This is a genomic window from Paraburkholderia solisilvae (assembly GCF_902859875.1).
In the GTDB taxonomy this organism is placed as follows: Bacteria; Pseudomonadota; Gammaproteobacteria; order Burkholderiales; family Burkholderiaceae; genus Paraburkholderia; species Paraburkholderia solisilvae.
In genome coordinates, this window is sequence record NZ_CADIKF010000045.1 from 13,283 (window position 1) to 37,132 (window position 23,850).

Genomic DNA, 23,850 nt, shown 5'->3' on the forward strand with positions numbered 1-23,850 from the left:
CAGACGCTTCTGCATGCACCGGTTTTTTATGTGCGATGCAGTTTGAAGTCGACCTGCTGCGGACGGCCATCGAGCGCCAACGCCGCACGCACCGCCGGTGACCGGCTGACCACCTTGCCGCGGCTCACCACCGCCAGACGCGCCGCGCGCAGGCGGATCGCCTCGACTTCATCGCGTGCATCCAGCACCACGCAGTTGGCCGCGCAGCCCGGCGCAATGCCGTAGCCTTCGAGACCGAGAATGCGCGCGGCGTTGAACGTGACCGCGTCGAAGCAGGCGCGCATCGCGTCGACGCCCGTCATTTGCGCGACGTGGAGCCCCATATGCGCCACTTCCAGCATATCGCCGGAACCGAGGCTGTACCACGGGTCCATCACGCAGTCATGGCCGAACGCGACGTCGATGCCGGCCGCGAGCATCTCCGGTACGCGCGTCATGCCGCGCCGCTTCGGATAGGTATCGGAACGGCCTTGCAACGTGATGTTGATCAGCGGATTCGCGATTGCCGCGACGCCTGCTTCGAGCATGAGCGGCAGCAGCTTGCTGACGTAGTAGTTATCCATCGAATGCATCGACGTCAGATGCGAACCCGCGACACGGCCGTGCAAGCCGAGACGATGCGTGTGTGCGGCGAGTGTCTCGATGTGGCGCGATAGCGGGTCGTCCGACTCGTCGCAATGCATATCGACGCGCAGGCCCTTCTGCGCGGCAAATTCGCACAGCAGACGCACCGATTCGGCGCCATCGGCCATGGTGCGCTCGAAATGCGGAATGCCGCCGACGACGTCGACGCCGAGCTCGATTGCGCGCTTCAGGTTGTCGAACGCGCGTGCGCGGCGCAGCAAGCCGTCCTGCGGAAACGCGACCAGTTGCACATCCATGTAAGACGCGACGCGGCGGCGCACCTCGAGCAGCGCCTCGACCGCGAGCAGCCGTTCATCGCAGACGTCGACATGCGCGCGAATCGCAAGCAACCCGCGCGCGACTGCCCAGTCGCAATACTGCAATGCGCGCTCGACCAATGCCTCTTGCGTGAGGTGCGGCTTCAGTTCACCCCACAGCGCGATGCCCTCGAGCAGCGTGCCGGATGCATTGACGCGCGGCAAACCGTACGACAGCGTCGCGTCCATATGGAAATGCGCGTCGACGAACGGCGGTGCGACGAGCAAGCCGTCCGCGTTGATCTCCTCGCGCGCCTGCGCGGCGAGATGCGGCTCGACCGCGACAATGCGCGCCGCGTCGATGCCGATATCGACCGGCCCGTCGCCGCGCGCGGCGCTGCGCGGCAAAACGGCGCCACGGATGATCAGGTCCATGCTTCCTCCGGTCTCAAGCCCACTGCTTTCTTGATTCTCACCAATTCTCACTGATTCTATCGGTGGCAAAAAAGCAGGGGGAGACTGGACCGGATTTATTGCGCAGGCGCCGGTGGATCGTCGTCTAGCAACCGGACCGAGCCGGAATGCATATCGGCTTCGAGTGTTTCGTCAGCCGGTGCGTGTTCGACGTCGGCTGCAAGTTCATCGTCGTGCGCATGTTCGTGCTCGAACAGGTCGAACTGACCATGCTTTGCGATGGTGTCCTCCTCGAGGCGCACGCCGACGCCGAGGAGCCGCACCGGCTTGCTGCGCCGCGCGAAGCCCTTTTCCAGCAACGCGAGCAAGGTGGGCAAGTGCGTGACGGTGCCGACGCATTCGACCGTGGTGCGCTGGAAATCCGCGAAGCGGATTTTCACGTACAGCTTGCGCACCGCCGCGGCCGCCTGTGCACGCGCAATGCGCGCATCCAGTTGCTCAGCGAGGCCGCGCAATTCGTTCGAGCATTCGTCGAGCGTGCGCAAGTCGGTCACATAGGTCGTTTCGACGCTGATCGACTTGCGCTCCAGATGGGCATGCACCGGGCGCTCATCGATGCCGCGCGACAGTTCGTACAGCCGCTTGCCGAACACGCCGAATTGCCGATGCAAATCGACCAGCGGCCATTCGCGCAGCTGCGCGCAGGTGGACAGCCCGAGCTTTTCGAGCTTCGCCGCCGTCACCTTGCCGACGCCGAAAATCTTGCGCACCGGCAACGCGGCAACGAACGCATCGACTTCCGGTGGCCGCACCACGTAAAGACCATCCGGCTTGTTCCAGTCCGATGCGATCTTGGCGACGAACTTGTTCGGCGCAACGCCGGCCGAGACCGTCACGCCGACCGTCTCGCGCACGCGCGCGCGGATTTCCTCGGCCATCAACGTTGCACTGCCCTTGCAGCGATCCGTGTGGGTGACATCCAGATACGCTTCGTCGAGCGACAGCGGTTCGACCTCCGGCGTGTAGTCGCGATAGATGGCCATGATCTGGCGCGACGCGACGCGGTACTTCTCCATCGCCGGCGGCAAAATCAGCAGATCGGGGCACTTGCGCAAGGCAAGCGCCGATGACATGGCCGAATGCACGCCGAAACGCCGCGCTTCGTAATTGCAGGTGGCGACCACGCCGCGATGTTCCGGCCGCCCACCGACCGCCAGCGGACGCCCGCGCAACGATGGGTCGTCCCGCATTTCGACCGACGCGTAAAAGCAGTCGCAGTCGCAATGAATGATCTTGCGAACAGACGACGCGAGCGGCGCGGCAAGCGCCGCAACAAGCGGCGCTTCGACCGGCGGCGAAGGAACAGCGGGCGGGCTCAAGATGCGGATACTGTACAAAAATACAGTGGTTTAATCAAGTGACGACGCGTGAATTTTCGCACTCGTGTACCGGCGAAAAGCGCTCGATGCGTACCGCTCGATCGTGCGCGGCCGGGCCTATACTCGCCGCAGTCAGTGACGTGATGATGCGGATAACGATGAAAACAATTGGCGTGATCGGCGGCATGAGCTGGGAGTCGTCGACCGAGTACTACCGGCTGCTGAACCGTTACGCGAAAGCGCGACTGGGCGGCCATCACAACGCGCGCAGCCTGATGTTGACCGTGGATTTCGCCGACATCGAGGCGGGCCAGCGTGCCGGCGCGTGGGACCGGCTCGGCGAACAGATGGCCGATGCCGCGCGGCGCCTCGAGCGCGGCGGCGCCGATCTCGTGCTGCTCGCGACCAATACGATGCATCGCGTGTATGAATCGATCGAAGCGGCGATCGGCGTGCCGTTTCTGCATATCGCCGATCCGACCGGCGAAGCGTTGCGCGCGGCGGGTATCGAGCGGGTCGGCCTGCTCGGCACCCGCTACACGATGGAGCAGACCTTTTACGCGGGGCGCTTGCGCGAGCGGTTCGGACTCGACACGCTCGTGCCTGACGACGGTGGGCGTCGCGACGTGCATCGCATCATCTACGAAGAGCTGTGTCACGGCGTGACCGACGCGCAATCGCGCGGGATTTATCAGCGCGCGATCGACGACATGGCGGCACGGGGCGCTCAGGCGGTGATTCTCGGATGCACGGAGATCACGCTGCTGATCAAACAGGACGACACTGCGCTGCCTGTTTTCGACACCACCGCGTTGCACGCACAAGCAGCAGTAGATTGGGCGATACAAACCCGCTAAACTCCTCACCTGCCCGAGCTTGTTTTATCCTGGTCAATTGATAAGGATCACGTAGCGACGCGATATACTGCGCCCGCTGCCGAAACAAAGGCAGCTCGGGTTGGGAAGCCCGGTCCCCACTCAGCGCGGTTCAAGACACTGCGCCGCATCGTTCGTCCTTTGGGCGGGCCTTGTCGGGGGAGCTTCGCGCTCACCGGTGGTGGAACGGTCTTCCCACCCTGCCATGTGCCCGCCCACCCGCCTCAATCGGCGGGTTCGTATTTCGCCCAAGGAGATCAGACGATGACGATCAACCAGACGCCGCAGTCCCCTATGCAATCGCAACACGATGCCCGCGTCGCGCTGCTCGAGCGTATCGTCGATAGCGCGCTGATCGCCGGACATCGGCATGTCGAACAGTTCGCTCGACTCGCTGCATTGGCTCGCGCGATCACGAACGAGCACATTTCGTCCGAAGACCGCACGACGCTTATCGGAATATTGGAGAACATTGCCCATCACGCCGAGCTCGACGCCACGCTTGATATTGAATTTATCGGAGGCGTCCGAGCGGGACAGGTAATCGGCCGGCTGGTTCGGATGGCAGGCCGGCGAAGCGACGCGCAAAACGCCAGCGCCGGTCTGGCTACGGACGTCAACGTCACGAAACACTAGCTTGATGCGCCGCGACACCGGCGCGCCCTATGCTCGACCCTGCTCCTCGCCCCCGCTCCCCCGTCGCAATAAAACCGTCTCGCGAGGGCAGCCGGCAACGTTACATCGGCGGGGTCCAATGCCATGCGTCGATACCCATTTTCGCGCCGAGCAGGATAAGCATCGTGCCCATCAACCAACGCTGGGCGAGCAGCCAACCTGGATGCCGGGCGATCACGCCCGCCACACTGCCCGACGACACGGCGACCAATGCGTTGACGGACGCAAACGCAACGATCAGCGCGCCGCCGAGCGCCAACGACTGTCGCAGCACACTGCCCATCTGGTAATCAATGAACTGCGGCAGTAGCGACAGAAAAATCAGCGCGAGTTTCGGATTCAGCAGGCTTGTCGCCGCGCCCATGGCAAACAGTCGCCGCGGTCCTTGCGCCTGAACCTGCCTGATTTGCAGCGGCGAACGGCCACCGGGCCTGATCGCCTGCCAGGCCAGATAGAGCAGATAGAGCGCACCACAGGCCGCGAGCACGCGACATGCGCCGGGAATCGCGACAAACAGCGCGGTAATCCCAAACGCGGCGCCGAACATATAGAACAGGTACCCGAGCATCACGCCGGCCAGCGATATCAGACCGGCCTTCGGACCCTGCCCCACCGAGCGCGACATCACGTAGACCATATTCGGGCCCGGCGTTACCGCCAGCATGCCGCCTACCGTCAAGAATTCGACCATCGTTCCCATTTGCTGCGCCACGCTCCTGCTGGTCAGGTATCGAATGCGACTCCAGTATCGGATGGTCTGTCGAGCAAGTAAAACGGATTAAACTGAGTTCATTATTCAGATTTTCTTATTTATGAAAAAGCTCGATCTCGATGTGCTGGAGATGGTCGTGGCGGTCGCGGATACCGGGTCGTTTGTGCGCGCCGCGGAATCGGTGCATCGCTCGCCGTCGGCGGTCAGCATGCAGATCAAGGCGATCGAGGAAGCGCTCGGCAAGCCGCTATTCGCGCGCACCACACGCGATGTCGTGCTGACCCAGGAAGGCAGGACGCTCGCCGACTATGGCCGGCAGATGCTTGCCATGCGCGAAGAAGCGTGGGCGTCGGTGGTCCGCCCCGACATGCGGGGACGCGTCACGGTCGGTGTCCCTGACGACTATGCGTCGTCGTTGCTGCCGTCTGTGTTGCGCAAATTCGCGGCTGCTCACCCGCGGGTGGAAATTCGCGTAATCGGGCTGCCGAGCAGCGGGCTGATCCCGCTGCTCAAGGACAATACGCTCGACCTCGCCTGTATTACGAAGGCCCGCGGTGTATCGGGCGAATTTATCCGCTTCGAGCCGATGGTCTGGGCCGCGGCGCGCGGCAAGCGGCAGGTGTGGAAAGAGCGACCGCTTCCAATTGCGGTGTTTGAGCAAGGCAGTGCCGCGCGAGCGCACGCGACGGCCGCGCTGCAGCAGGTGGGCATCCGCTACCGGACGTCCTATGAAAGTCCTAGTCTGCTCGGATTGTTTAGCATGGTCGAAGCGGGCCTGGCTGTTGCACCGCTCGCGCGGTGCAGCGTGCCGACTTATCTCGTGCAATTGGGAGAGGCTGACGGATTGCCGCCGCTTGCGGAACTGGAAGTGATACTGGCGCGCAGCGCGAGGTCGAAGCGACCGCCGTGCGATTTTCTCGCGGAGCAGATTCTGAGTGATCTGCGGGTTGCTTGAGATTATCGGCGAGGTCCGCCTGGACCGACCAGCGCGCTTGTCCGTGTAGCCGCCGCAGACGCCGACGTGGTACGCGCAAACTGCGCCGGGATTGTCCTCAGTTTGCCCAAACGCAAAGCAGGACAAGTTTCACTGGGCATCTAGACCGGCTGGAAGCCTTGATGTACTTGGTTGCGGGGGTAGGATTTGAACCTACGACCTTCGGGTTATGAGCCCGACGAGCTGCCAGACTGCTCCACCCCGCGTCAGAGGAACCGGATTGTACTGAACGACTCTATAGTCGGTCAAATTTATTTCAGATTTTTCGTGTGCGTTCGATGACGCGTTGAGTTCCCGCGCGCTGACCAAGCGCGCCACGCTCATCGCGCCTGCACTCCTTCCTTCGCCGCAATCGACGGCATCACCGGCGATCGTTCGCAAATTTCAAATCCGCTACCTGCGCAACAGTGCAGGCGTTGCGAAGATCCTGACAGTCAACCTGTTCGCGGTAAGATTCGCGTACGTTTGATCGCGCGTCACACCTCGCCGCCTCCCACACCAACGAGAAACAGGAATGAAGATCGCCACCTGGAACGTCAACTCACTGAAGGTCCGCCAGCAGCACGTGATCGACTGGCTCGAACTGAGCCAGACCGATGTGCTCTGCCTTCAGGAACTCAAACTCCCCGACGAGAAATTCCCGCGCGCCGACCTCGAGGAAAAGGGCTATCGCAGCTGGTTCGCCGGTCAGAAGACGTACAACGGCGTCGGCATTCTCGTGCGCAACGGTCTGCAGGTGGACGAAGCTACCGTCGTGCGCAATATCCCCGGCTTTGAAGATGCACAGCAGCGCGTGATCGCCGCAACGATCGACGGCGTGCGCATCATCAGCGCGTACTTCCCGAACGGCCAGGCGCCGGGCACCGACAAGTTCGCGTACAAGCTGCGCTGGCTCGACGCGATGCACGACTGGTTGCAAAGCGAACTCGCGCAGTATCCGAAGCTCGCGCTGCTCGGCGACTACAACATCGCGCCGGAAGATCGCGACGTGCATGATCCGAAAGCGTGGGAAGGCCAGAATCTCGTGTCGCCGGAAGAGCGCGCCGGGTTTGCACGCCTGATCGAACTCGGCCTCGTCGATTCGTTCCGTCTCTTCGAGCAACCGGAGAAGACCTTCACGTGGTGGGACTATCGGATGCTTGCGTTTCGCCGCAATGCGGGCCTGCGCATCGATCACATTCTTCTGTCGAAGCCGCTGGCCGAAAGCTGCACGCATTGCGACGTCGACAAGACGCCGCGCAAATGGGATCAGCCTTCCGATCATGCGCCGGTCGTCGCGTTGACCCAATAAAAAACAGCTTGATGGTGGTGCAAACCATCAAGCCGTTTTTTCACTCACTATCTCAAGCAAATGCGACGCCGCGGCAAAATCGCCGCGGCACGCACAGCGCGTCATCAAGGCTCCAGATTCAGCTCCTGAATCTTGCGCGTGATCGTATTGCGGCCGATACCTAACCGCTCCGCCGCTTCCACCTTCCGCCCGCGCGTGAAATCGAGCGCCTCGCGAATCACCGCGGCTTCGAAGCGGCGCGACAACTCGTCCATCAAATCGGCCGCATTTTCGCGCAGCATCCGCGCGACTTCGGTGCGCAAGCCGCCTTCCCAGGCACTCGCGCCCGCCGACGTACCCGACACCGCGGGCGCTGCCAGCCCACCCGCGGGCACCGATGCACCATGCGCCGCAACACCATTCAGCGCGACCGCGTCGGACGATGCACCGCTGGTCGATGCCGCGCCGTTGACCGCATCGAGCGGTGTCTGTTGTGTCGACACGAGATCCGGCGGCAAATCCTTGATCTCGATCGTCTGCGCCGGCGCCATCACCGTCAGCCAGTTCGCAAGATTCTCGAGCTGCCGCACGTTGCCCGGAAACGGCAGCGACGTCAGATAGGCGAGCGCCTCATCCGACACGCGTTTCGGCTCGACACCGAGATCGCGCGCGCTTTTCTGCAGAAAATGCCGCGTCAGCAGCGGAATGTCTTCGCTGCGCTCGCGCAACGCCGGCAAGCGCAGCCGGATCACATTGAGCCGGTGATACAAGTCCTCGCGAAACAGTCCCTGCCTCACGCGCGATTCCAGATTCTGATGCGTCGCCGCGATCACGCGCACATTCGCGCGCAGCGGGTTATGTCCGCCGACCCGATAAAACTGCCCGTCCGAAAGCACGCGCAAAAGTCGCGTCTGCAAGTCGAATGGCATATCGCCGATTTCGTCGAGAAACAGCGTGCCGTTCTCCGCCTGCTCGAACCGCCCCTGGCGCATCGCCTGCGCGCCCGTGAACGCGCCGCGCTCGTGGCCGAACAGTTCGGATTCCAATAGATCTTTCGGGATCGCCGCGGTGTTCAACGCAATGAACGGGCCGCTCGCGCGTGGGCTATGTCGGTGCAATGCACGCGCGACGAGTTCCTTACCGGTGCCTGATTCGCCGGTAATGAGCACGGTCGCGGCCGAATGCGACAGCCGGCCGATCGCGCGAAACATATCCTGCATCGCCGGCGCCTGACCGAGCATCTCCGGCGCTTCGGCCGGGCGATCGTCCCACGTATGCTCGCCGCGCACGCTTTCATCGACGGCGCGCCGGATCAGTTCGACCGCCTTGTCGACGTCGAACGGCTTCGCGAGATACTCGAACGCACCGCCCTGAAACGCGGCGACCGCACTGTCGAGATCCGAGAACGCCGTCATGATGATCACCGGCAAACCGGGCACGCGGTCCCGCACGGTCTGCAGCAGCTCGAGCCCGGAGCCGCCCGGCATGCGGATATCGGAAACGAGCACTTGCGGACTGTCGTGCTCGAGTGCGCCCGCTGCCTCGCGCACATTCGCAAAACTGCGCGTCGCGAAGTTCTCGCGCGCGAGCGCTTTTTCAAGCACCCAACGGATCGATTGGTCGTCGTCTACTATCCAGATCGGCTTCATATAGGTCGTCAGAAGTCTTGTGGTGCGCGCCACATTGAGCAACGATGCGCATGACGCTTGCGGCGCATTCGGGGTTAGCAGTCGAGCGGCAGCAAAATCTGAAACTCGGTATGGCCCGGCCGGCTGTCCACTTCGATCAGCCCTTCATGCTGTTGCACGAAAGTCTGCGCGAGCGTCAATCCGAGACCGCTGCCGTCCTCGCGCCCCGACACGAGCGGATAGAAGATGCGATCGCGAATTTCTTCCGGAATACCCGGACCGTTATCGATGATATGCAAGTCCAGTGCCAACTTGCACAGCCGTTTCGCAATCGTGACCTTGCGCGCAATACGCGTTTGCAATTCGATGCGCGCGTCACCCTGTGAAATGCGCTCGCGCAACGCTTCCGCCGCGTTGCGCACGATGTTCAGCACCGCCTGGATCAGTTGTTCCTTATCGCCGCGCAGATCCGGCACGCTGACGTCATAGTCGCGCACGACGGTGAGACCGCGCGGAAACTCCGCGAGAATCACCGCGCGCACGCGTTCGCAGACCTCGTGAATATTCACGTCGCCGACGATATGTGGATGCCGGTGCGGCTCGAGCAGCCGGTCGACCAGCGTCTGCAGCCGGTCCGACTCCTTGATCACCACCTGCGTGTACTCGCGCAGTTCGTCGCGCTCGCGCGCACCGAGCTCGAACTCGAGCAGTTGCGCGGCGCCGCGGATACCGCCCAGCGGATTCTTGATCTCGTGCGCGAGATTGCGGATCAGTTGCTTGTTGACCGCGGTCAGATCGTGAATGCGCTCCTCGCGGTCGGTGCGCAAATGCCGCTCGTTTTCGAACAGCTCGAGCAGCACGTACTCCTGCGCGCTTTCGAGGAAGCCGACCACCGCATGCACATGCAACGGCTCATGCCCCGGACGTTCGAGCACCGCATCGAGATGCGTCGCGTTGAAGCGATGATCGGCGATCGCCGTGATCGTCTCCATCAGCTCGTCGGCATTCGAAAACATTTCATGCCATGCCATCTGCGTGAGCTGCCGGCGCGACATTTCAAGCATCGACTCCGCCGAAGGATTCGCAAACGCCACGCGCAGCGTGCGCTTTTCCAATACCAGCACGACCGTCGGCAGCGCTTCGAAGCCCGGCAGCAAACCGGACTCGACAAGCTGCACGTCGTCCGACAACGGCTCGCCGTGGCCGTGCCCTTTCCTTGCCTTGATCAGATTCTTCAGTACCATCTTGCAGTCCGGCGGTAATGAGACGATGACGAAGCGCACGCCTCGTGCGCCGCAAACGTTGCGCGTGGTCCAACAAAAAAGGGACGGCGGTGCCGTCCCTTGGGTCCTGCTGATCGCGAGCGTGGGACGCGCGCTTCGCCAACCGCGGCGAAGCGCATCGCCGCTTACAGCGAGTAGTACAGTTCGAATTCGACCGGGTGCGTGGTCATACGCACGCGTTGCAGTTCGGCTTCCTTCAGTTCGAGGTAAGCGTCGAGCATCGAATCGGTGAACACGCCGCCGCGCGTCAGGAACTCACGGTCCTTGTCGAGCGATTCAAGCGCCTGGTCGAGGCCGGCACACACGGTCGGGATCTTTGCATCCTCTTCCGGCGGCAGGTCGTACAGGTTCTTGTCGGCGGCTTCGCCCGGGTGAATCTTGTTCTGCACGCCGTCGAGACCCGCCATCATCAGCGCCGAGAACAGCAGGTACGGGTTCGCCATCGGATCCGGGAAGCGCGTTTCGATACGGCGGCCCTTCGGATTGCTCACGTGCGGAATACGGATCGATGCCGAACGGTTGCGCGCCGAGTAAGCGAGCTTCACCGGTGCTTCGAAGTGCGGCACGAGACGCTTGTACGAGTTCGTCGTCGGGTTCGAGATGGCGTTCAGCGCGCGTGCGTGCTTGATGATCCCGCCGATGTAGAACAGCGCGAATTCCGACAGGCCGGCGTAGCCGTTGCCCGCGAACAGGTTCTGGCCGTCCTTCCAGATCGACTGGTGCACGTGCATGCCCGAGCCGTTGTCGCCGACCACCGGCTTCGGCATGAAGGTCGCCGTCTTGCCGTACGTGTGCGCGACGTTGTGCACGATGTACTTCAGCTTTTGCGTCCAGTCGGCGCGCTGCACGAGCGTCGAGAACTTCGTGCCGATTTCATTCTGGCCCTGGCCTGCCACTTCGTGGTGGTGCACTTCAACCGGAATGCCGATCTGCTCGAGTAGCAGACACATTTCCGAGCGCATGTCCTGGAACGTGTCGACCGGCGCGACCGGGAAGTAGCCGCCCTTCGGACCCGGACGGTGACCGGTGTTGCCGCCTTCGAATTCCTTGCCCGACGACCACGGCGCTTCTTCCGAGCCGATCTTCACGAAGCAGCCCGACATATCGGTGCTCCACTGCACCGAGTCGAAAATGAAAAACTCGGGTTCCGGGCCGAAGAACGCCGTGTCGCCCAGACCCGTGCTCTTCAGGTACGCTTCGGCGCGCTTCGCGAGCGAGCGCGGGTCACGTTCGTAGCCCTTGCCATCCGACGGTTCGATCACGTCGCAGGTCAGCACGAGCGTCGACTCTTCGTAGAACGGGTCGACGAAAGCGGTGTCCGGATCCGGCACGAGCAGCATGTCCGACGCTTCGATGCCCTTCCAGCCGGCAATCGAGGAACCGTCGAACGCATGGCCGCTTTCGAACTTGTCGTCGTCGAATGCCGACACCGGCACCGAGACGTGCTGTTCCTTGCCGCGCGTGTCGGTGAAGCGGAAGTCGACAAACTTGACGTCCTCGTCCTTGACGAGTTGCATGACGTCGGCCACGGATTTACTCATAACCTATCTCCTGATTAACGAATTCGGCGGGTTTCAGCCGCCGCCCAATCTAGCTGACCCAATCGCCCGCGTCTACAGGCTTCGAGAGCTTTAATACTGATGCGGGTCAAATCGAACGGCACGGTTAAAGCAGCTTCCATGCCACCCGATCATTCACCACGCACCGCGACGCCGCTTGGCGCGCCGTTGCCGTGAATCGTCGCACGTTTTGCGCGAATGGCGATGACAACCCGCGAACCGGATCGCACCACGATTGTGCAATCTTAATGTGCGCAGCCGCTTAAATCCTTTATTTGGTGCAACCATGCAATTTTGCACCTTTCTGGCGCATTTGCGGCGCCCGCGCTGAATCACGTTCGGTCCTACCCCGTGCATACGCGTGCGGTGCGCGGCGCGCTAGAATGTTTCTTTGGTCCAAAGGAGACATGCTGTCATGACCACGCTCGAACAGTTATACGCGCAGGCCGAGAAGCGCCGCGTCGACAATCAGCTGCCCTATGCAGGCGCGTTGAGCCCCGCGGAGGCATTCGAGCTTCTCGAACTCGATCCGCGCGTACGTCTGGTCGACGTGCGGACACGCGCGGAACTCGATTGGGTCGGCCGGCCGCTGGTCGGCGATGGCCAGTACGCGCATATCGAGTGGACGCGCTACCCGGGCGCGGTGCCGAACGCCGAATTCCTCGATCAGCTGCGCCAGGTCGCGACGCCGGATACGCCCGTGCTGCTGCTGTGCCGCAGCGCCGCGCGCTCGAAGCTCGCGGCCGTTGCCGCGACGCAGGCGGGGTTCACGAACATGCTGGATCTGCTCGAAGGGTTCGAAGGAGATAAGGACAGCCAGGGGCACCGGAAAACCGTGTCGGGTTGGTGCTTCCGTGGGTTGCCGTGGATCGGCGCTTGAGTTTTTACGCGCGAGCTTTTGGCTTCACGTTCGCGAGTTGCGTCTGACGCTCTTGATCGCGCGTAGCGGGCGTGTGCAGCCGGCGCTCACACGCCTGTCGCGCTAACAACACGCCAGCACGCGCGCATTCCCTGCCGCCCGCCCCGTGTTACCCGCGCGGCTTTGCCGGCGTCGCCGCGTCCAGTTCGACGATATCGCCACCAAGCAGGTGCACACCCTCGCGCAGCTTGACGAACGCAGCCGCGACCGCTTCGGGTTCACCCTTCACGCCCAGATCGATGTGGCGCCGCGCGTAGACGCCGCCCCGCTCCGCGTCGCCGACGCTCGGCAAGCTGAACACGCGCACGCCCGGGAAGTCATGCTCGATCTTTTCCATCAGCGGCGTCACCGTCGACTCCGGCAGCTCGAACACCAGCAGCGATTTTTCCGCATGCGGCGTCGCGTGATGCAGATGAGCGTACTTCGTATCGAGCACCCATTCGATCATCGGCCACGCCATCACCGGAAAGCCCGGCACGAAATGATGATCGGCGACCGAAAAGCCCGGAATCTTGTTGTAGCCGTTCGGGATGATCGACGCGCCGCGCGGATACGTGCCCATGTTGAGCCGATGCAGATTCTCCGGCGAGTCGTAGTCGACGGGTTGCGGCGCATCGGCCGGATGCATCTCGCGGATCCGTTCGCGAATCAGCGTCGCGGCCTGCGGATGCAGTTCGAGCGGCACGGCCAGCGCCGCCGCCGCGCACTGGCGCGTGTGATCGTCGGGTGTCGCGCCGATTCCGCCGGTCGAGAACACGATGTCGCCGCTCGCGAACGTGCGACGCAGCGTCGCGGTGATCCGCTGCGGATCGTCGCCGATATACTCGGCCCATCCGAGCGACAGGCCGCGTGCGTTCAGAAGTTCGATGACCTTCGGCAGATGTTTATCGACCCGTCTGCCCGACAGGATTTCGTCGCCGATGATGATCACGCCCAATGCCATTGCCGCCTCGCTGAAGTGAGATGCCCGAATCGAATTGCAGAATCAGTACAGAACCGGCGCCGTGCCGTGCGGCCCATGCTGTTCCGCGCGCAAACGCTGCAGCGCGCGCAGACAGTAGAAGCCAAACCATAGCGCCGAAAACACGAGAATGAACGCGTAGATCCAGATGGTCGCCGCGGTCATCACGGGAAACAGCACGATCAGCCAGACCGACGACGCCCACAGCAGCGTCGGCAGCGAACCGAGCAGGCCGCTCGCGACGCCGATCAGCAGCAGCGGCAGCCGGTGCCGCCGCACGAGAATGCGCCGCTCGTCGCTGCTCGCATGCAGCGCGAGCGCGTCGTAGGTCATCACGCGATAGGTCAGCCAGCCCCACAGCAGCGGCGGAATCAGCGCGAAAAACGGCGGAATCAGCCACAGCGGCAGCGTGATCACGAGCACGACCAGACACACGAATGTGGTCCACAGCGAATGCATCAGGCTGCCGTACCAGCTGCCGCCGCGCCGCATTTCGAGACTGGCGAACTGCCGCGCGGACAGATGCTTGATGACGGCCGGCATCGACAGCGTCGCGATCAGCAGCAACACGGTGACGACGATCAACGGAATCGCGATCGCAACCACGATAAACGGCGCGACTGCCGCGTGCAGCGACGAAAACCCGAGCCAGTCGAACAGCCGATAGAGCGTGGTCGAAAACGACCAGCCTTCGAGCCAGCTGCGCGTCGCGCCGATCAGCGTCTGCCACGAAAACCACAGAATCGCGCCCCAGACCACCACCGCCGCGAAGAACGGCGCGAAGGTCAGCCAGAGCATGCGCGGGTGGAACACGCTGGCGAGCGCGCGTCCGAACGAGCGCAACAGGTCATTCATGCGAATGGGTGCCGGTGAAAGAAATGTTGGGAAAAGAAACAGTGCACACGTGGACAGGATAAACCACGCGCCAGGCCGACGGTAACTGACGGTGCCGGATCGTATGCGGCGGGGCGCGCAGCGTTTGCGCGAAGGGTTTTGGTGCGACTGGCGGGGGGCGGCGTGCGCGAGGATGTGGATAGTGCGCTTTCGCCCGAACTTGACTTGCGAAAAGCCTGCCGCTTTCGGCAGGCGAACCGCTCACAACGCCGCGGCGTCGTTGCCCGCCTCGCGCCGTTTCGGCGCAAGCCGCCGTCCGATGCGCACGAAGGCAAGCCAGTGCTGCGCGAAAAAGCCGTCGCCGTAGCGGTGGCCATCGAGCTGGTCGCGAATACCGGTCGGCTCCATCTCGCGGCTCCACGACGCGCTGCGAAACAGCATATCCCACCACGGGAACAGGACGCCGAAGTTGCAGCCGTACTTGAGCCCTTCATGGCCGTAGCCGATCGCATGATGGCGGCGATGGAACGTCGGGCTCACCAGCAGCCGTTCGCCGAGCCAGCCGTAATAGAGGCGAATGTTGGCGTGCTGCACGCTTTGCGCGAGATTCGTGATCGCGACCAGCACGACGAACTGCGAAGGCGGCACGCCGATAACAAGCGCGATCAGCGCGAAGAAGCACGCCTGCAGCAGATCGTCGAGCAGATGGTTGCGGTCGTCGGACCACAGCGACATCTGACGCTGGCTGTGATGCACCGCATGCAGTTCCCACCACACGCCGAAGCGATGCTCCCAGCGGTGATACCAGTAGCCCGCGAAATCGAGCGCCAGCAGATAGATCACGAACGTCACGATCGGAATGGTCGTGACGCCCGGCCACACGTTGTCGATTTCGAGATTCGCGATACCGCGCAGGCGCAGCCACCCTTGAGCGGCGTCGAAGAACGGCTGCAGCGCGAAGAAGAAGAACAGATTCAGGATGCCGAGCTTCGCGATCCACGTGTACAGCACGTCCACGCGCACCGCCTTGCGGTCCTGCCACTGTTCGACCGGACGCAATACTTCGAGCGGCCGCAGGACCGCGTACATCGCGAGCACCTCGAACACGCCGACGATCACCCAGTACAGGCTGTCGTACGTGTCTTCGTCGTAGTCCATCAGGCCGAAGCGGAACAGCAGCGGCTGCACGACGCTTTCGTACAGCGCGGTTTGCAGCGCTGAGACGGCGCTATCGAGCGTAGAGAAGATCAGATGGAACATGATGCTTGCTGTTCGTCGAAACCGTTTACCTGCCGTTAAATCCGCGGACTATCCCGCCGCTGGTCCGCGCCGTCGCGCCGCTGCCTGACTTCACACCGGCGTCAGGCGCCGTTCGGCGCGGTAACCGGCGCGCGATCGTAGAAATAGATGCCATGCGGAGAACGCCCGACCGCGATCGTCTGGATCAGCTTGCGCTGCGACAGATCGATGATGCCGATGTGCTTCGCAAACCGGAACGTTACCCACAGATAGCGTTTGTCCGCGGAAAGTTCCATGTCGTCGGGGCCGGGCATCAGGCCGGTGATATCGCCGACGTTCGTGAGCGAGTCTTCGTCGATGATGCTGATCGTGTTCGCGACGCGATTGGACACCGCCACGTGGCGGCCGTCCGCGAGCGAGCGGAAGTTGTGCGCGCCCTTGCCGGTCGGGATGGTCTTCACGACCTTCTGGTCGCGCCAGTCCACTACCGCGACGTAATCGGCGCCGGTCATGCCGACCAGCAGGTATTTCTCGCCAGGCGTCATCCAGAGGCCCGCCGGCACCTTGCCGACCTTCATTTTCCATTTCACCGTCTGCGTCGGCAGATCGACCGCTGCGAGTTCGCCCGACACCTGCAGCGTGACGAATACCGTTTTGCTGTCCGCCGAGAACGCCATGTGGCTCGGCATCACCGCGAGCGGCAGGCGCTGCGCGAGCACGACGTTATGACCGTCGTAGTGATAGATGTCGAGCCGGTCCAGCCGCAGGCCGGTCGTGACGAGCCACTTGCGGTCCGGCGAAAAACCGATCTGGTAAGGGTCTTCAATGCCTTCGACCCAGCGCTGCACCTTGCCCGACTTCGGGTCGACGAACAGCAGATTGTTCGACACCGAGTTCGCGACGATCAGCGACGCGTTGTCCGGCGTCGCCATCAGGTGGTGCGGCTCCTTGCCGGTCGGCACGGTCTCGATGACCTGCCGCGACGCCTCGTCGATCAGGCTCAGCGTCGCTTCGCCCGAATTGAGCACGATCACGTTGTTCGCGTGGACTGCCGGGGAGAAAAGGACTGCTGCCGCGGCAAGCGCCGCGCCTGCTGAAAAGGTGCTGGTCAAGCCGGAAAGGGAAAATTTGCGCATGAAGACTCACAACCGAAGACAGCCGCCATTGTAGAACGTTTGCGGTGCCGAACGGTTGACGGTGCGCATGAATTTGCGGTGCGCGGCGCGCGACTGCAACACCTTGGGCACAACGCCTGAACATCAGAAAAACACGGCCCAGGACGATGATTTCCGACTCAAGCGCGCGGCTCCTACAGTGATCTCGCCGATTTAAAGCAGATTTTCTTTATCCGTTTTCGGTTACCGGGATAATCGTCCGAAAATGATTTCAAGCATTTTAGAATTAAAAGGACCGTCCTATAACGATTGGCTAAAGCGATTTTAAGAGTTTACTCATACCGCCCGCCGGCATGATCGCCGGAAAATCGTTGTTCCCGATTACCCGCCAGTTCCTTTGCGAGTACGCGCCGCGCTAAACCCGTCCGCGCGCCGCTCGCGTGTTGCCTGGCGCTTTGGAGGCAATAACGAAATGAATCAATCCGATTTGAAGCGCACGATTAAAACCCGGTCACTCGCATCGCCATCACCGGGAATCAGGTCAGGTGTATCGCACGCGTACCGATGCCCGCCCGTCATTCTGATGTTTGCCCACTTCGCGCTAGCCAGCCTCATCGCGTTGACGGCCGCGCCATCGGCGCGCGCGAGCATTCCGGCCGCGCAGTACTACTTCGACGCCGACGGGCTGCAAAACGGCACCGATGGCGTGACCGTGTCGGCGGGCAGCAAGGCGGTCGCCGCCGGTGCGGGCGCGCACGCGCTCGGCATGCATGCGGTCGCGATCGGCTATGGCGCGGGGGCGATGGACTGGGGCGGCGTCGCGCTCGGCGGCAGCGCCACCGCATTCGGCTACGACGCGCTGGCAATCGGCGCCGGCGCGACGGCGAACGGCCATGACGCGATCGCCTTCGGCGGACAGGCGGCGGCCAGCGCGCCCGGCGCGTTCGCGGGCGGCGTGCAAGCCCACGCGGAGCTGTTTTCGACCGCGGTAGGCGCGTACTCGGCCGCGACGGGTGACACGTCGTCCGCGTTCGGCGCGGCGTCGAAGGCCGACGGTATCGGTGCAGTGGCGCTCGGCGGCAATGCGCTTGCGACGAATCGCGACGCGCTCGCCGCCGGCCACGAGGCGAACGCGTCGGGAGCCGGCGCGCTCGCACTCGGCGGGTTCGCCAACGCCGGCGGTCCGGCGTCGCTCGCGCTCGGCCAGAACGCGCTCGCGATGCATGAGAACAGCATCGCCCTCGGCGCCGGTTCCGCAACGCTGGTCGGCGCGCAGGCGGGCTACCTCGCGTACGGCCTGACGGCGCCGCAAAGCTCGCTCGGCGAAGTCAACGTCGGCACGCGAACCATCACGGGCGTCGCCGCGGGTGCGGCCGACTTCGATGCGGTCAACGTCGCGCAGTTGAAGGCGCTCGACAGCAAGATCGACGCGGCAACCGCGCAACTCGCCGGCACGCTGGCGTACGAGACGCTCGCGGACGGCTCGCTCGACCGCAACAGCGTCACGCTCGCCGGCGACCCGGACGACGGCGGCACGCGCATCCACCATGTCGCGGACGCACTCGATGCGCACGACGCGGTCAACCTCGGCCAGCTGTCGGCGATGCTCGCCAGCGCGATCGGCAATACCGAGGGCAACGGCGGCAGCGCGTTCTTCGGCGCCACGGGAGACCCCGCCAGCGAAGCGGCCGTCGCTGCAGGCGCCCATTCGGTCGCCGCTGGTGCGAATGCGCATGCAAACGCCGCCCAAGCGCTGGCCGTCGGCGCGAATGCGCGGGCCGATGAGGAGAATGCCCTCGCAATCGGCGCGAATACGCGAGCGGCCGGCGCCAATGCAATCGCCGTCGGCGCGAACTCGCGAGCGGACAGCAAGGACGCAATCGCGCTCGGCGCGAACGCGCAGGCGAACGGCACGAGCACGCTTGCGCTCGGCACAAGCGCGCAGGCGAGCGGCACGGACGCCCTTGCGTTCGGCACCAACGCGCAGGCGAACGGCACGGGCGCCCTTGCGCTCGGCACAAGCGCGCAGGCGAACGGCACGGGCGCCCTTGCGCTCGGCACAAGCGCGCAGGCAAGCAGCGCGGATGCAATCGCCCTCGGCATGAACGCACGGGCGAGCGGCACGCAAGCGGCCGCGCTCGGCGCCGACGCGCAGGCAACCGGCAGTCATGCGCTCGCGCTCGGCGCGGCAAGCCACGCAAGCGCCGCCAACGCGGTCGCGCTGGGCTACGGTTCGGTCGCCGACCGCGCAAACAGCGTATCGATCGGCGCGGCCGGCAACGAGCGGCACCTCACGCATGTTGCACCCGCCGTGGCAGGAACCGACGCCGTCAACCTGAACCAGTTGATGCAAAGCATGACGGGGACGCTCGGCGCCGCAAACCGCTATACCGACGACAAGGTCCGCTCGGTGCGTCGCGACGCATACGGCGGCACGGCCGCCGCGCTCGCGGTCGCCGCGTTGCCGCAAGCGGTGATGCCGGGTCACGGGATGTTCGCGATGGCGGGCGGCACATACGGCGGCCAGTCCGCATTTGCGTTCGGCGTGTCGCAGCTGTCGGAAACCGGCACGTGGGCGTACCGGATGCAAGGCACGGCCAGCTCGCGCGGCGAGGTAGGCGCAGCGCTTGGCGCCGGCACGCACTGGTAAGCACACCGCACCGCGCCGCGCGCGCGAGACGGCTTGCGGGAAGAATGCAGACCCGTCGCGAGGCGCCTGCATTTTTTGGCGCGATGCCGGCGTTCCAGTCCGACGGCATCGCGTTCTTTCTTGCGCCCCGCTTCGGCTGTCCGGCGCGTCGATGAATGCGCAACGCGCTGCGCACCCGCACCACCCGATCAGCGCTGCATCGATTCCCACACCTTGTGCAGCCGCTTTACCGAGACCGGCATCGGCGTGCGCAATTCCTGCGCGAACAGCGACACGCGCAGTTCTTCGAGCAGCCAGCGGAACTCCGCCAGCCGCGCATCGCCCACGCCGCCTCGCTGCGCAAGCGCACGCTGATAGTGCTGCGACAACGGCTGGAATTCCGCAAACTGCCGCGCATCGCGCGCCGGGCCAGCCTTCAGCTTGTCGACGCGCAAACTGATCGCCTTCAGGTAGCGCGGAAAATGCGTCAGTTGCGCGTACGGCGTATCGACCACGAAGCGCTTGCCGATCAATGCATCGAGCTGGCTTTGCAGATCCGCATAAGCGGCCGCGAACGGTTTCGCCTGCGCGAGCTTCTTCTGCACCGTCGCGTACTCGGTGAGAATCTGCCCGACCAGCCGCGCAATTTCCTGTGCGAGCAGCGTCAACCGGCTGCGGCCTTCGTCGCGGCGCGCATGAAAGCTCGCGTCGTCGTCGGGCAGCGGCTCCTGCAGACACGCGCGGTCGAGCGCCGTGTCGATCAGTTGATCGCGCAGTTCTTCCTGCGTCGCGCGCGCCATGAAATGCATCGCCATTTCGCGCAGGCCCGGCACATTCTTTTCGAGGTATTTGATCGGCTCGCGCAATTGCAGCGCAAACAGCCGTCGCAACCCGGCACGATGGATGCGCGCCGCTTCGTCCGGCGCATCGAACACTTCGACGTCGCAATGCGTGCCGCGATCGACGAGCGCCGGATAGCCGAACAGCGTCTGCCCGCGTCGGCGAATTTCAAGCAGTTCGGGCAGCTTGCCGAAGTTCCACGTCGTCAGGTTGTCATAGAGCGCGGTGGCCGGCGCGGCGCCCGCGTTCTGCGGCGCCGTCAGCGGCACCTGCGGGCCGCCACCGCGTGCCGCAGCCGCCGTCCCGGAAGCGCCGGATGCACCGGCAGCACCAGTCGCACGAGACGCACCAGTCCCGCCCGCCGCGCCCTGCCCGCGCGCATCCGCACCGCGGCCCAACGCATCGCCGGCCTGATCGACCAGCGTCGCACTCGCCGCAAGCTTCTGGAACTGCTGCTGCGCTTCGCCACCCAGCTCGGCGCGCAACTGCGCGAGGTTGCGCCCCATCGCCAGTTGCCGGCCATGCTCGTCGATCACCTTGAAGTTCATAAACAGGTGCGCGGGCAAGGTCTCCAGCTTGAAGTCCGACTGCTTCAACGCGACCTGCGTCTCGCTCCGGACGTCGGCGATCAGCGCATCGACAAGGCCGCTCGCCGCGAAGCGCGCGCCTTCGCCGGCGCGTTCGGCAAAAGCCGCCGCATACTGCGGCAACGGCACCACATGCCGGCGCAGCTTCTGCGGCAGCGACTTCAGCAGCAGTTGCGCCTTCTCCTTCAGCATGCCGGGCACGAGCCATTCGGCGCGCCGCGCATCGACCTGATTGAGCGCATAGAGCGGCACCGCGAGCGTGACGCCGTCGCGCGGCGAGCCGGGCTCGAAGTGATAGGTGAGCGCCATCTCGATGCCGGCCATCGTCAGCCGCTTCGGGAACAGGTCGGTGGTCACGCCGGCCGCTTCGTGACGCATCAGATCGTCGCGCGACAGATACAGCAGCCGCAGTTTCTCCTCCGGCTGGCCGCTCTTCTTCAACTCGTCGCGGTACCAGTGCTCGAACGCGGCGCCGGTATGCATGCCTTGCGGAATCACCTGGTCGTAGAACGCGAAGATCAGATCGTCGTCGACCAGCACGTCCTGGCGGCGCGACTTGTGCTCGAGCTGTTCGATGTCCGCGAGCAGCCGGCGGTTGTGCGCAAAGAACGCGAGCTTCGTCTCGAACTCGCCCTCCACCAGCGCGCCGCGAATAAACAGCTCCCGCGCGCGCGCCGGATCCTGCTTGCCGAAGCTCACACGCCGCCGGTGGTAGATCGGCAGGCCGTACAGCATCGCGCGCTCGAACGCGCTCACCTGCGCCGCGCGCTTCTCCCAGTGCGGCTCCGACAGCGACTTCTTCAGCAGATGCGCGCCGACCTTTTCGATCCACTCCGGCTCGATCTTCGCGATGCCGCGCGCGTACAGCCGGCTCGTTTCGACGAGCTCCGCGGCCATCACCCAGCGCCCCGCTTTCTTCGCGAGCGCGGAGCCCGGCCATAGATAGAACTTGATGCTGCGCGCGCCGAGGTAGTACGGCTCGTCGTCGGCCTTCAGGCCGATATTGCCGAGCAGACCGGTCAACAGCGCGAGATGGATCTGCTCGAACGTCGCGTCCGACTCGTTCAGGCGCCAGCCGTGCTCGCGCACGACCGTCAGCAATTGCGAGTGGACGTCGCGCCATTCGCGCAGCCGCAGATGCGACAGGAAGTTCGCACGGCACGCGTCGGCCAGCTGCCGGTTCGACTTCTTGTGCGTCACCGCTTCTTCGAACCACGCCCAGATCTTCGGCCACTGCATAAACTCCGAGCGCTCGTCGGCAAAGCGGCGATGCGCCTGATCGGCCTGTTCCTGCGCGTCGATCGGCCGGTCGCGCGGGTCCTGCACGGACAGCGCGCTCGCGATGATCAGCACTTCGCGCAGCGCCTGCTGGTCGCGCGCGGCGAGAATCATCCGGCCGACGCGCGGATCGAGCGGCAATCGCGCGAGTTCGCGGCCAAGCGGCGTGAGCGCATTGTCGTCGTCGACCGCGCCCAGCTCGTTGAGCAACTGATAGCCGTCCGCGACCGCGCGGCCGGGCGGCGGCTCGATAAACGGAAACGTCTCGATCGCCGTCAGATGCAGCGACTTCATGCGCAGAATGACCGCCGCGAGCGACGAGCGCAGGATTTCCGGGTCGGTGAAGCGCGCGCGCGCGGCGAAATCGGCGGCCTCGTAAAGTCGGATGCAAATGCCGTCCGCGACGCGCCCGCACCGGCCCGCGCGCTGGTTTGCCGCCGCCTGCGAAATCGGCTCGACCTGCAACTGCTCGACCTTGTTGCGATACGAATAGCGCTTCACGCGCGCGAGGCCCGTATCGATCACATAGCGGATGCCGGGCACCGTCAGCGAGGTTTCCGCGACGTTCGTCGCGAGCACGATGCGGCGCGCATTCGACGGCCGGAACACGCGCTCCTGCTCGGCCGCGGAAAGTCGCGCGAACAGCGGCAGGATTTCCGTATGCGGCGGATGGTGCTTGCGCAGCGCCTCGGCGGCGTCGCGAATCTCCCGCTCGCCGGGCAGGAACACGAGCACGTCGCCGGGGCCTTCGCGGCACAGCTCGTCGGCGGCATCGACGATCGCGTCGATCAGGTCGCGGTCCGTCTCGCGCTGCGATTTCGGGCGCTCGGCGCGCTCCGGGCGCTCGCGCGACAGCGTGCCTTGCGCGGACTTCACCGCCACACTGTCTTCGGCAACCGGCCGGTAGCGCATTTCGACCGGATACAGCCGGCCGCTGACTTCGATCACCGGCGCGGGCTTGTCCTCGCTGCCGAAATGGCGCGCGAAGCGCTCGGCGTCGATGGTCGCGGACGTGACGATCAGCTTCAGGTCCGGCCGCTTCGGCAGGATTTCCTTCAGATAGCCGAGCAGGAAATCGATGTTCAGGCTGCGCTCGTGCGCTTCGTCGATGATCAGCGTGTCGTACGCCTTGAGCAGCGGATCGGTCTGCGTCTCGGCGAGCAGAATGCCGTCCGTCATCAGTTTGACCGACGCGCCCGGCGCGAGATTGTCGGTGAAGCGCACCTTGTAGCCGACCACCTCGCCGAATGGCGTACCGAGTTCCTCTGCGATGCGCCGGCCGGTCGCCGACGCGGCGATGCGGCGCGGCTGCGTATGGCCGATCAGCCCGCTGCCGCCGGCACCGAGGCCGCGCCCGAGCGACAGGCAGATTTTCGGCAGCTGCGTCGTCTTGCCGGAACCGGTCTCACCGCTCACGATCACCACCTGATGCCCGGCAATCGCGCGCGCGATCTCGTCGCGCCGGCCGGACACCGGCAACGCTTCGGGGAACGTGATGGGTGGGATCGGATTCGGTTCGACCACGCGCGGCGCACGCGGCGGGCGCGGTGTGTGCGGCGCTTTCGGCACGCCGCCGCGCTGCACGCCGTGTGCGCCACGCGGCGCGTCATGCGGCAACTCACGCGCCGCCTCACGCCGCCCGGCACCGCTGTTGTGCACGGCCACACCACGCGCGGCGGCGGAGCCGGGCGACTTCTCGGGCCCTCGCTCAGGCGTGGTTTTCACGTCATTCGCGTCAGGACTTTTGGGTACATTCGACATGGGGGCGCATTATAATC

The 23,850-nt window shown here is 64.3% G+C and carries 17 protein-coding genes and 1 tRNA gene; 6 read left to right on the plus strand and 12 right to left on the minus strand.

Features of this window, described 5'->3' with window-relative positions:
• Positions 1–26 precede the first annotated feature (26 nt).
• Positions 27–1,316 carry an amidohydrolase family protein gene (locus tag HV675_RS23825; RefSeq protein WP_175113799.1) on the minus strand — a complete coding sequence of 430 codons (1,290 nt, stop codon included), beginning with the start codon at positions 1,314–1,316 and terminating at the stop codon, positions 27–29.
• A gap of 95 nt (positions 1,317–1,411) precedes the next feature.
• Positions 1,412–2,674, minus strand: a complete 1,263-nt coding sequence (gene dinB / locus HV675_RS23830; protein ID WP_246270503.1) for a DNA polymerase IV — start codon at positions 2,672–2,674, stop codon at positions 1,412–1,414.
• Between the two features lie 158 nt (positions 2,675–2,832).
• Between dinB and HV675_RS23835 the strand changes: the two genes are divergently transcribed.
• Together HV675_RS23835 and HV675_RS23840 are read left to right on the plus strand one after the other, a co-directional pair.
• The gene (locus HV675_RS23835; RefSeq protein WP_175113801.1) at positions 2,833–3,531 is read left to right on the plus strand and encodes an aspartate/glutamate racemase family protein; all 699 of its coding nucleotides are present in this window, start codon (positions 2,833–2,835) and stop codon (positions 3,529–3,531) included.
• Positions 3,532–3,813: 282 nt separating this feature from the next.
• Positions 3,814–4,185 carry a hypothetical protein gene (locus tag HV675_RS23840; protein ID WP_175113803.1) on the plus strand — a complete coding sequence of 124 codons (372 nt, stop codon included), beginning with the start codon at positions 3,814–3,816 and terminating at the stop codon, positions 4,183–4,185.
• Positions 4,186–4,285: 100 nt separating this feature from the next.
• On the opposite strand, the gene HV675_RS23845 is transcribed toward HV675_RS23840, so the two are convergent.
• A complete protein-coding gene (locus HV675_RS23845; RefSeq protein WP_175113805.1) occupies positions 4,286–4,924 on the minus strand; it encodes a LysE family translocator in 639 nt (212 codons plus the stop codon).
• Positions 4,925–5,036: 112 nt separating this feature from the next.
• On the opposite strand from HV675_RS23845, the gene HV675_RS23850 reads away from it, so the two are divergent.
• The gene (locus tag HV675_RS23850; protein ID WP_175113807.1) at positions 5,037–5,891 is read left to right on the plus strand and encodes a LysR substrate-binding domain-containing protein; all 855 of its coding nucleotides are present in this window, start codon (positions 5,037–5,039) and stop codon (positions 5,889–5,891) included.
• A gap of 168 nt (positions 5,892–6,059) precedes the next feature.
• Here HV675_RS23850 and HV675_RS23855 read toward each other — a convergent pair.
• Positions 6,060–6,136, minus strand: a tRNA-Met gene (locus tag HV675_RS23855).
• A 308-nt stretch (positions 6,137–6,444) separates the two neighbouring features.
• Between HV675_RS23855 and xth the strand changes: the two genes are divergently transcribed.
• Positions 6,445–7,221 carry an exodeoxyribonuclease III gene (gene xth, locus HV675_RS23860; protein ID WP_175113809.1) on the plus strand — a complete coding sequence of 259 codons (777 nt, stop codon included), beginning with the start codon at positions 6,445–6,447 and terminating at the stop codon, positions 7,219–7,221.
• Between the two features lie 104 nt (positions 7,222–7,325).
• Here the strand turns inward: xth and ntrC are convergent, their stop codons facing one another.
• From ntrC to glnA, 3 genes are all read right to left on the minus strand, one after another.
• Positions 7,326–8,849, minus strand: a complete 1,524-nt coding sequence (gene ntrC, locus HV675_RS23865; RefSeq protein WP_175113811.1) for a nitrogen regulation protein NR(I) — start codon at positions 8,847–8,849, stop codon at positions 7,326–7,328.
• Between the two features lie 74 nt (positions 8,850–8,923).
• Positions 8,924–10,072, minus strand: coding sequence for a nitrogen regulation protein NR(II) (glnL, locus tag HV675_RS23870; protein ID WP_175113813.1), 1,149 nt, complete (start codon positions 10,070–10,072; stop codon positions 8,924–8,926).
• A 164-nt stretch (positions 10,073–10,236) separates the two neighbouring features.
• Positions 10,237–11,652 carry a type I glutamate--ammonia ligase gene (gene glnA, locus HV675_RS23875; protein ID WP_175113814.1) on the minus strand — a complete coding sequence of 472 codons (1,416 nt, stop codon included), beginning with the start codon at positions 11,650–11,652 and terminating at the stop codon, positions 10,237–10,239.
• Between the two features lie 433 nt (positions 11,653–12,085).
• Between glnA and HV675_RS23880 the strand changes: the two genes are divergently transcribed.
• Positions 12,086–12,550, plus strand: coding sequence for a rhodanese-like domain-containing protein (locus HV675_RS23880; RefSeq protein WP_175113816.1), 465 nt, complete (start codon positions 12,086–12,088; stop codon positions 12,548–12,550).
• 148 nt (positions 12,551–12,698) lie between these two features.
• Here the strand turns inward: HV675_RS23880 and HV675_RS23885 are convergent, their stop codons facing one another.
• The 4 genes from HV675_RS23885 to HV675_RS23900 form a co-directional block, all read right to left on the minus strand.
• The gene (locus HV675_RS23885; RefSeq protein ID WP_175113818.1) at positions 12,699–13,532 is read right to left on the minus strand and encodes a competence/damage-inducible protein A; all 834 of its coding nucleotides are present in this window, start codon (positions 13,530–13,532) and stop codon (positions 12,699–12,701) included.
• Between the two features lie 42 nt (positions 13,533–13,574).
• A complete protein-coding gene (locus HV675_RS23890) occupies positions 13,575–14,405 on the minus strand; it encodes an EI24 domain-containing protein (protein WP_175113820.1) in 831 nt (276 codons plus the stop codon).
• Positions 14,406–14,645: 240 nt separating this feature from the next.
• Positions 14,646–15,644, minus strand: coding sequence for a sterol desaturase family protein (locus HV675_RS23895; protein ID WP_175113823.1), 999 nt, complete (start codon positions 15,642–15,644; stop codon positions 14,646–14,648).
• Positions 15,645–15,745: 101 nt separating this feature from the next.
• Complete coding sequence (locus HV675_RS23900) at positions 15,746–16,759, minus strand: YVTN family beta-propeller repeat protein (protein ID WP_175113825.1); 1,014 nt, start codon at positions 16,757–16,759, stop codon at positions 15,746–15,748.
• Positions 16,760–17,321: 562 nt separating this feature from the next.
• Here HV675_RS23900 and HV675_RS23905 point away from each other — a divergent pair.
• Positions 17,322–19,388, plus strand: coding sequence for a YadA family autotransporter adhesin (locus tag HV675_RS23905; protein WP_175113827.1), 2,067 nt, complete (start codon positions 17,322–17,324; stop codon positions 19,386–19,388).
• Positions 19,389–19,576: 188 nt separating this feature from the next.
• On the opposite strand, the gene hrpA is transcribed toward HV675_RS23905, so the two are convergent.
• The gene (gene hrpA / locus HV675_RS23910) at positions 19,577–23,833 is read right to left on the minus strand and encodes an ATP-dependent RNA helicase HrpA (protein WP_175113829.1); all 4,257 of its coding nucleotides are present in this window, start codon (positions 23,831–23,833) and stop codon (positions 19,577–19,579) included.
• Positions 23,834–23,850: the final 17 nt, after the last annotated feature.

Coding starts and splice junctions, on each gene's coding strand:
- HV675_RS23890 (WP_175113820.1), bottom strand. CDS start 14,405: ATGAATGACCTGTTGCGCTCGTTCGGACGCGCGCTCGCCAGCGTGTTC.
- xth (WP_175113809.1), top strand. CDS start 6,445: ATGAAGATCGCCACCTGGAACGTCAACTCACTGAAGGTCCGCCAGCAG.
- HV675_RS23885 (WP_175113818.1), bottom strand. CDS start 13,532: ATGGCATTGGGCGTGATCATCATCGGCGACGAAATCCTGTCGGGCAGA.
- HV675_RS23825 (WP_175113799.1), bottom strand. CDS start 1,316: ATGGACCTGATCATCCGTGGCGCCGTTTTGCCGCGCAGCGCCGCGCGC.
- HV675_RS23900 (WP_175113825.1), bottom strand. CDS start 16,759: ATGCGCAAATTTTCCCTTTCCGGCTTGACCAGCACCTTTTCAGCAGGC.
- HV675_RS23845 (WP_175113805.1), bottom strand. CDS start 4,924: ATGGGAACGATGGTCGAATTCTTGACGGTAGGCGGCATGCTGGCGGTA.
- ntrC (WP_175113811.1), bottom strand. CDS start 8,849: ATGAAGCCGATCTGGATAGTAGACGACGACCAATCGATCCGTTGGGTG.
- HV675_RS23905 (WP_175113827.1), top strand. CDS start 17,322: ATGTTTGCCCACTTCGCGCTAGCCAGCCTCATCGCGTTGACGGCCGCG.
- glnL (WP_175113813.1), bottom strand. CDS start 10,072: ATGGTACTGAAGAATCTGATCAAGGCAAGGAAAGGGCACGGCCACGGC.
- HV675_RS23850 (WP_175113807.1), top strand. CDS start 5,037: ATGAAAAAGCTCGATCTCGATGTGCTGGAGATGGTCGTGGCGGTCGCG.
- HV675_RS23895 (WP_175113823.1), bottom strand. CDS start 15,644: ATGTTCCATCTGATCTTCTCTACGCTCGATAGCGCCGTCTCAGCGCTG.
- hrpA (WP_175113829.1), bottom strand. CDS start 23,833: ATGTCGAATGTACCCAAAAGTCCTGACGCGAATGACGTGAAAACCACG.
- HV675_RS23840 (WP_175113803.1), top strand. CDS start 3,814: ATGACGATCAACCAGACGCCGCAGTCCCCTATGCAATCGCAACACGAT.
- HV675_RS23880 (WP_175113816.1), top strand. CDS start 12,086: ATGACCACGCTCGAACAGTTATACGCGCAGGCCGAGAAGCGCCGCGTC.
- HV675_RS23835 (WP_175113801.1), top strand. CDS start 2,833: ATGAAAACAATTGGCGTGATCGGCGGCATGAGCTGGGAGTCGTCGACC.
- glnA (WP_175113814.1), bottom strand. CDS start 11,652: ATGAGTAAATCCGTGGCCGACGTCATGCAACTCGTCAAGGACGAGGAC.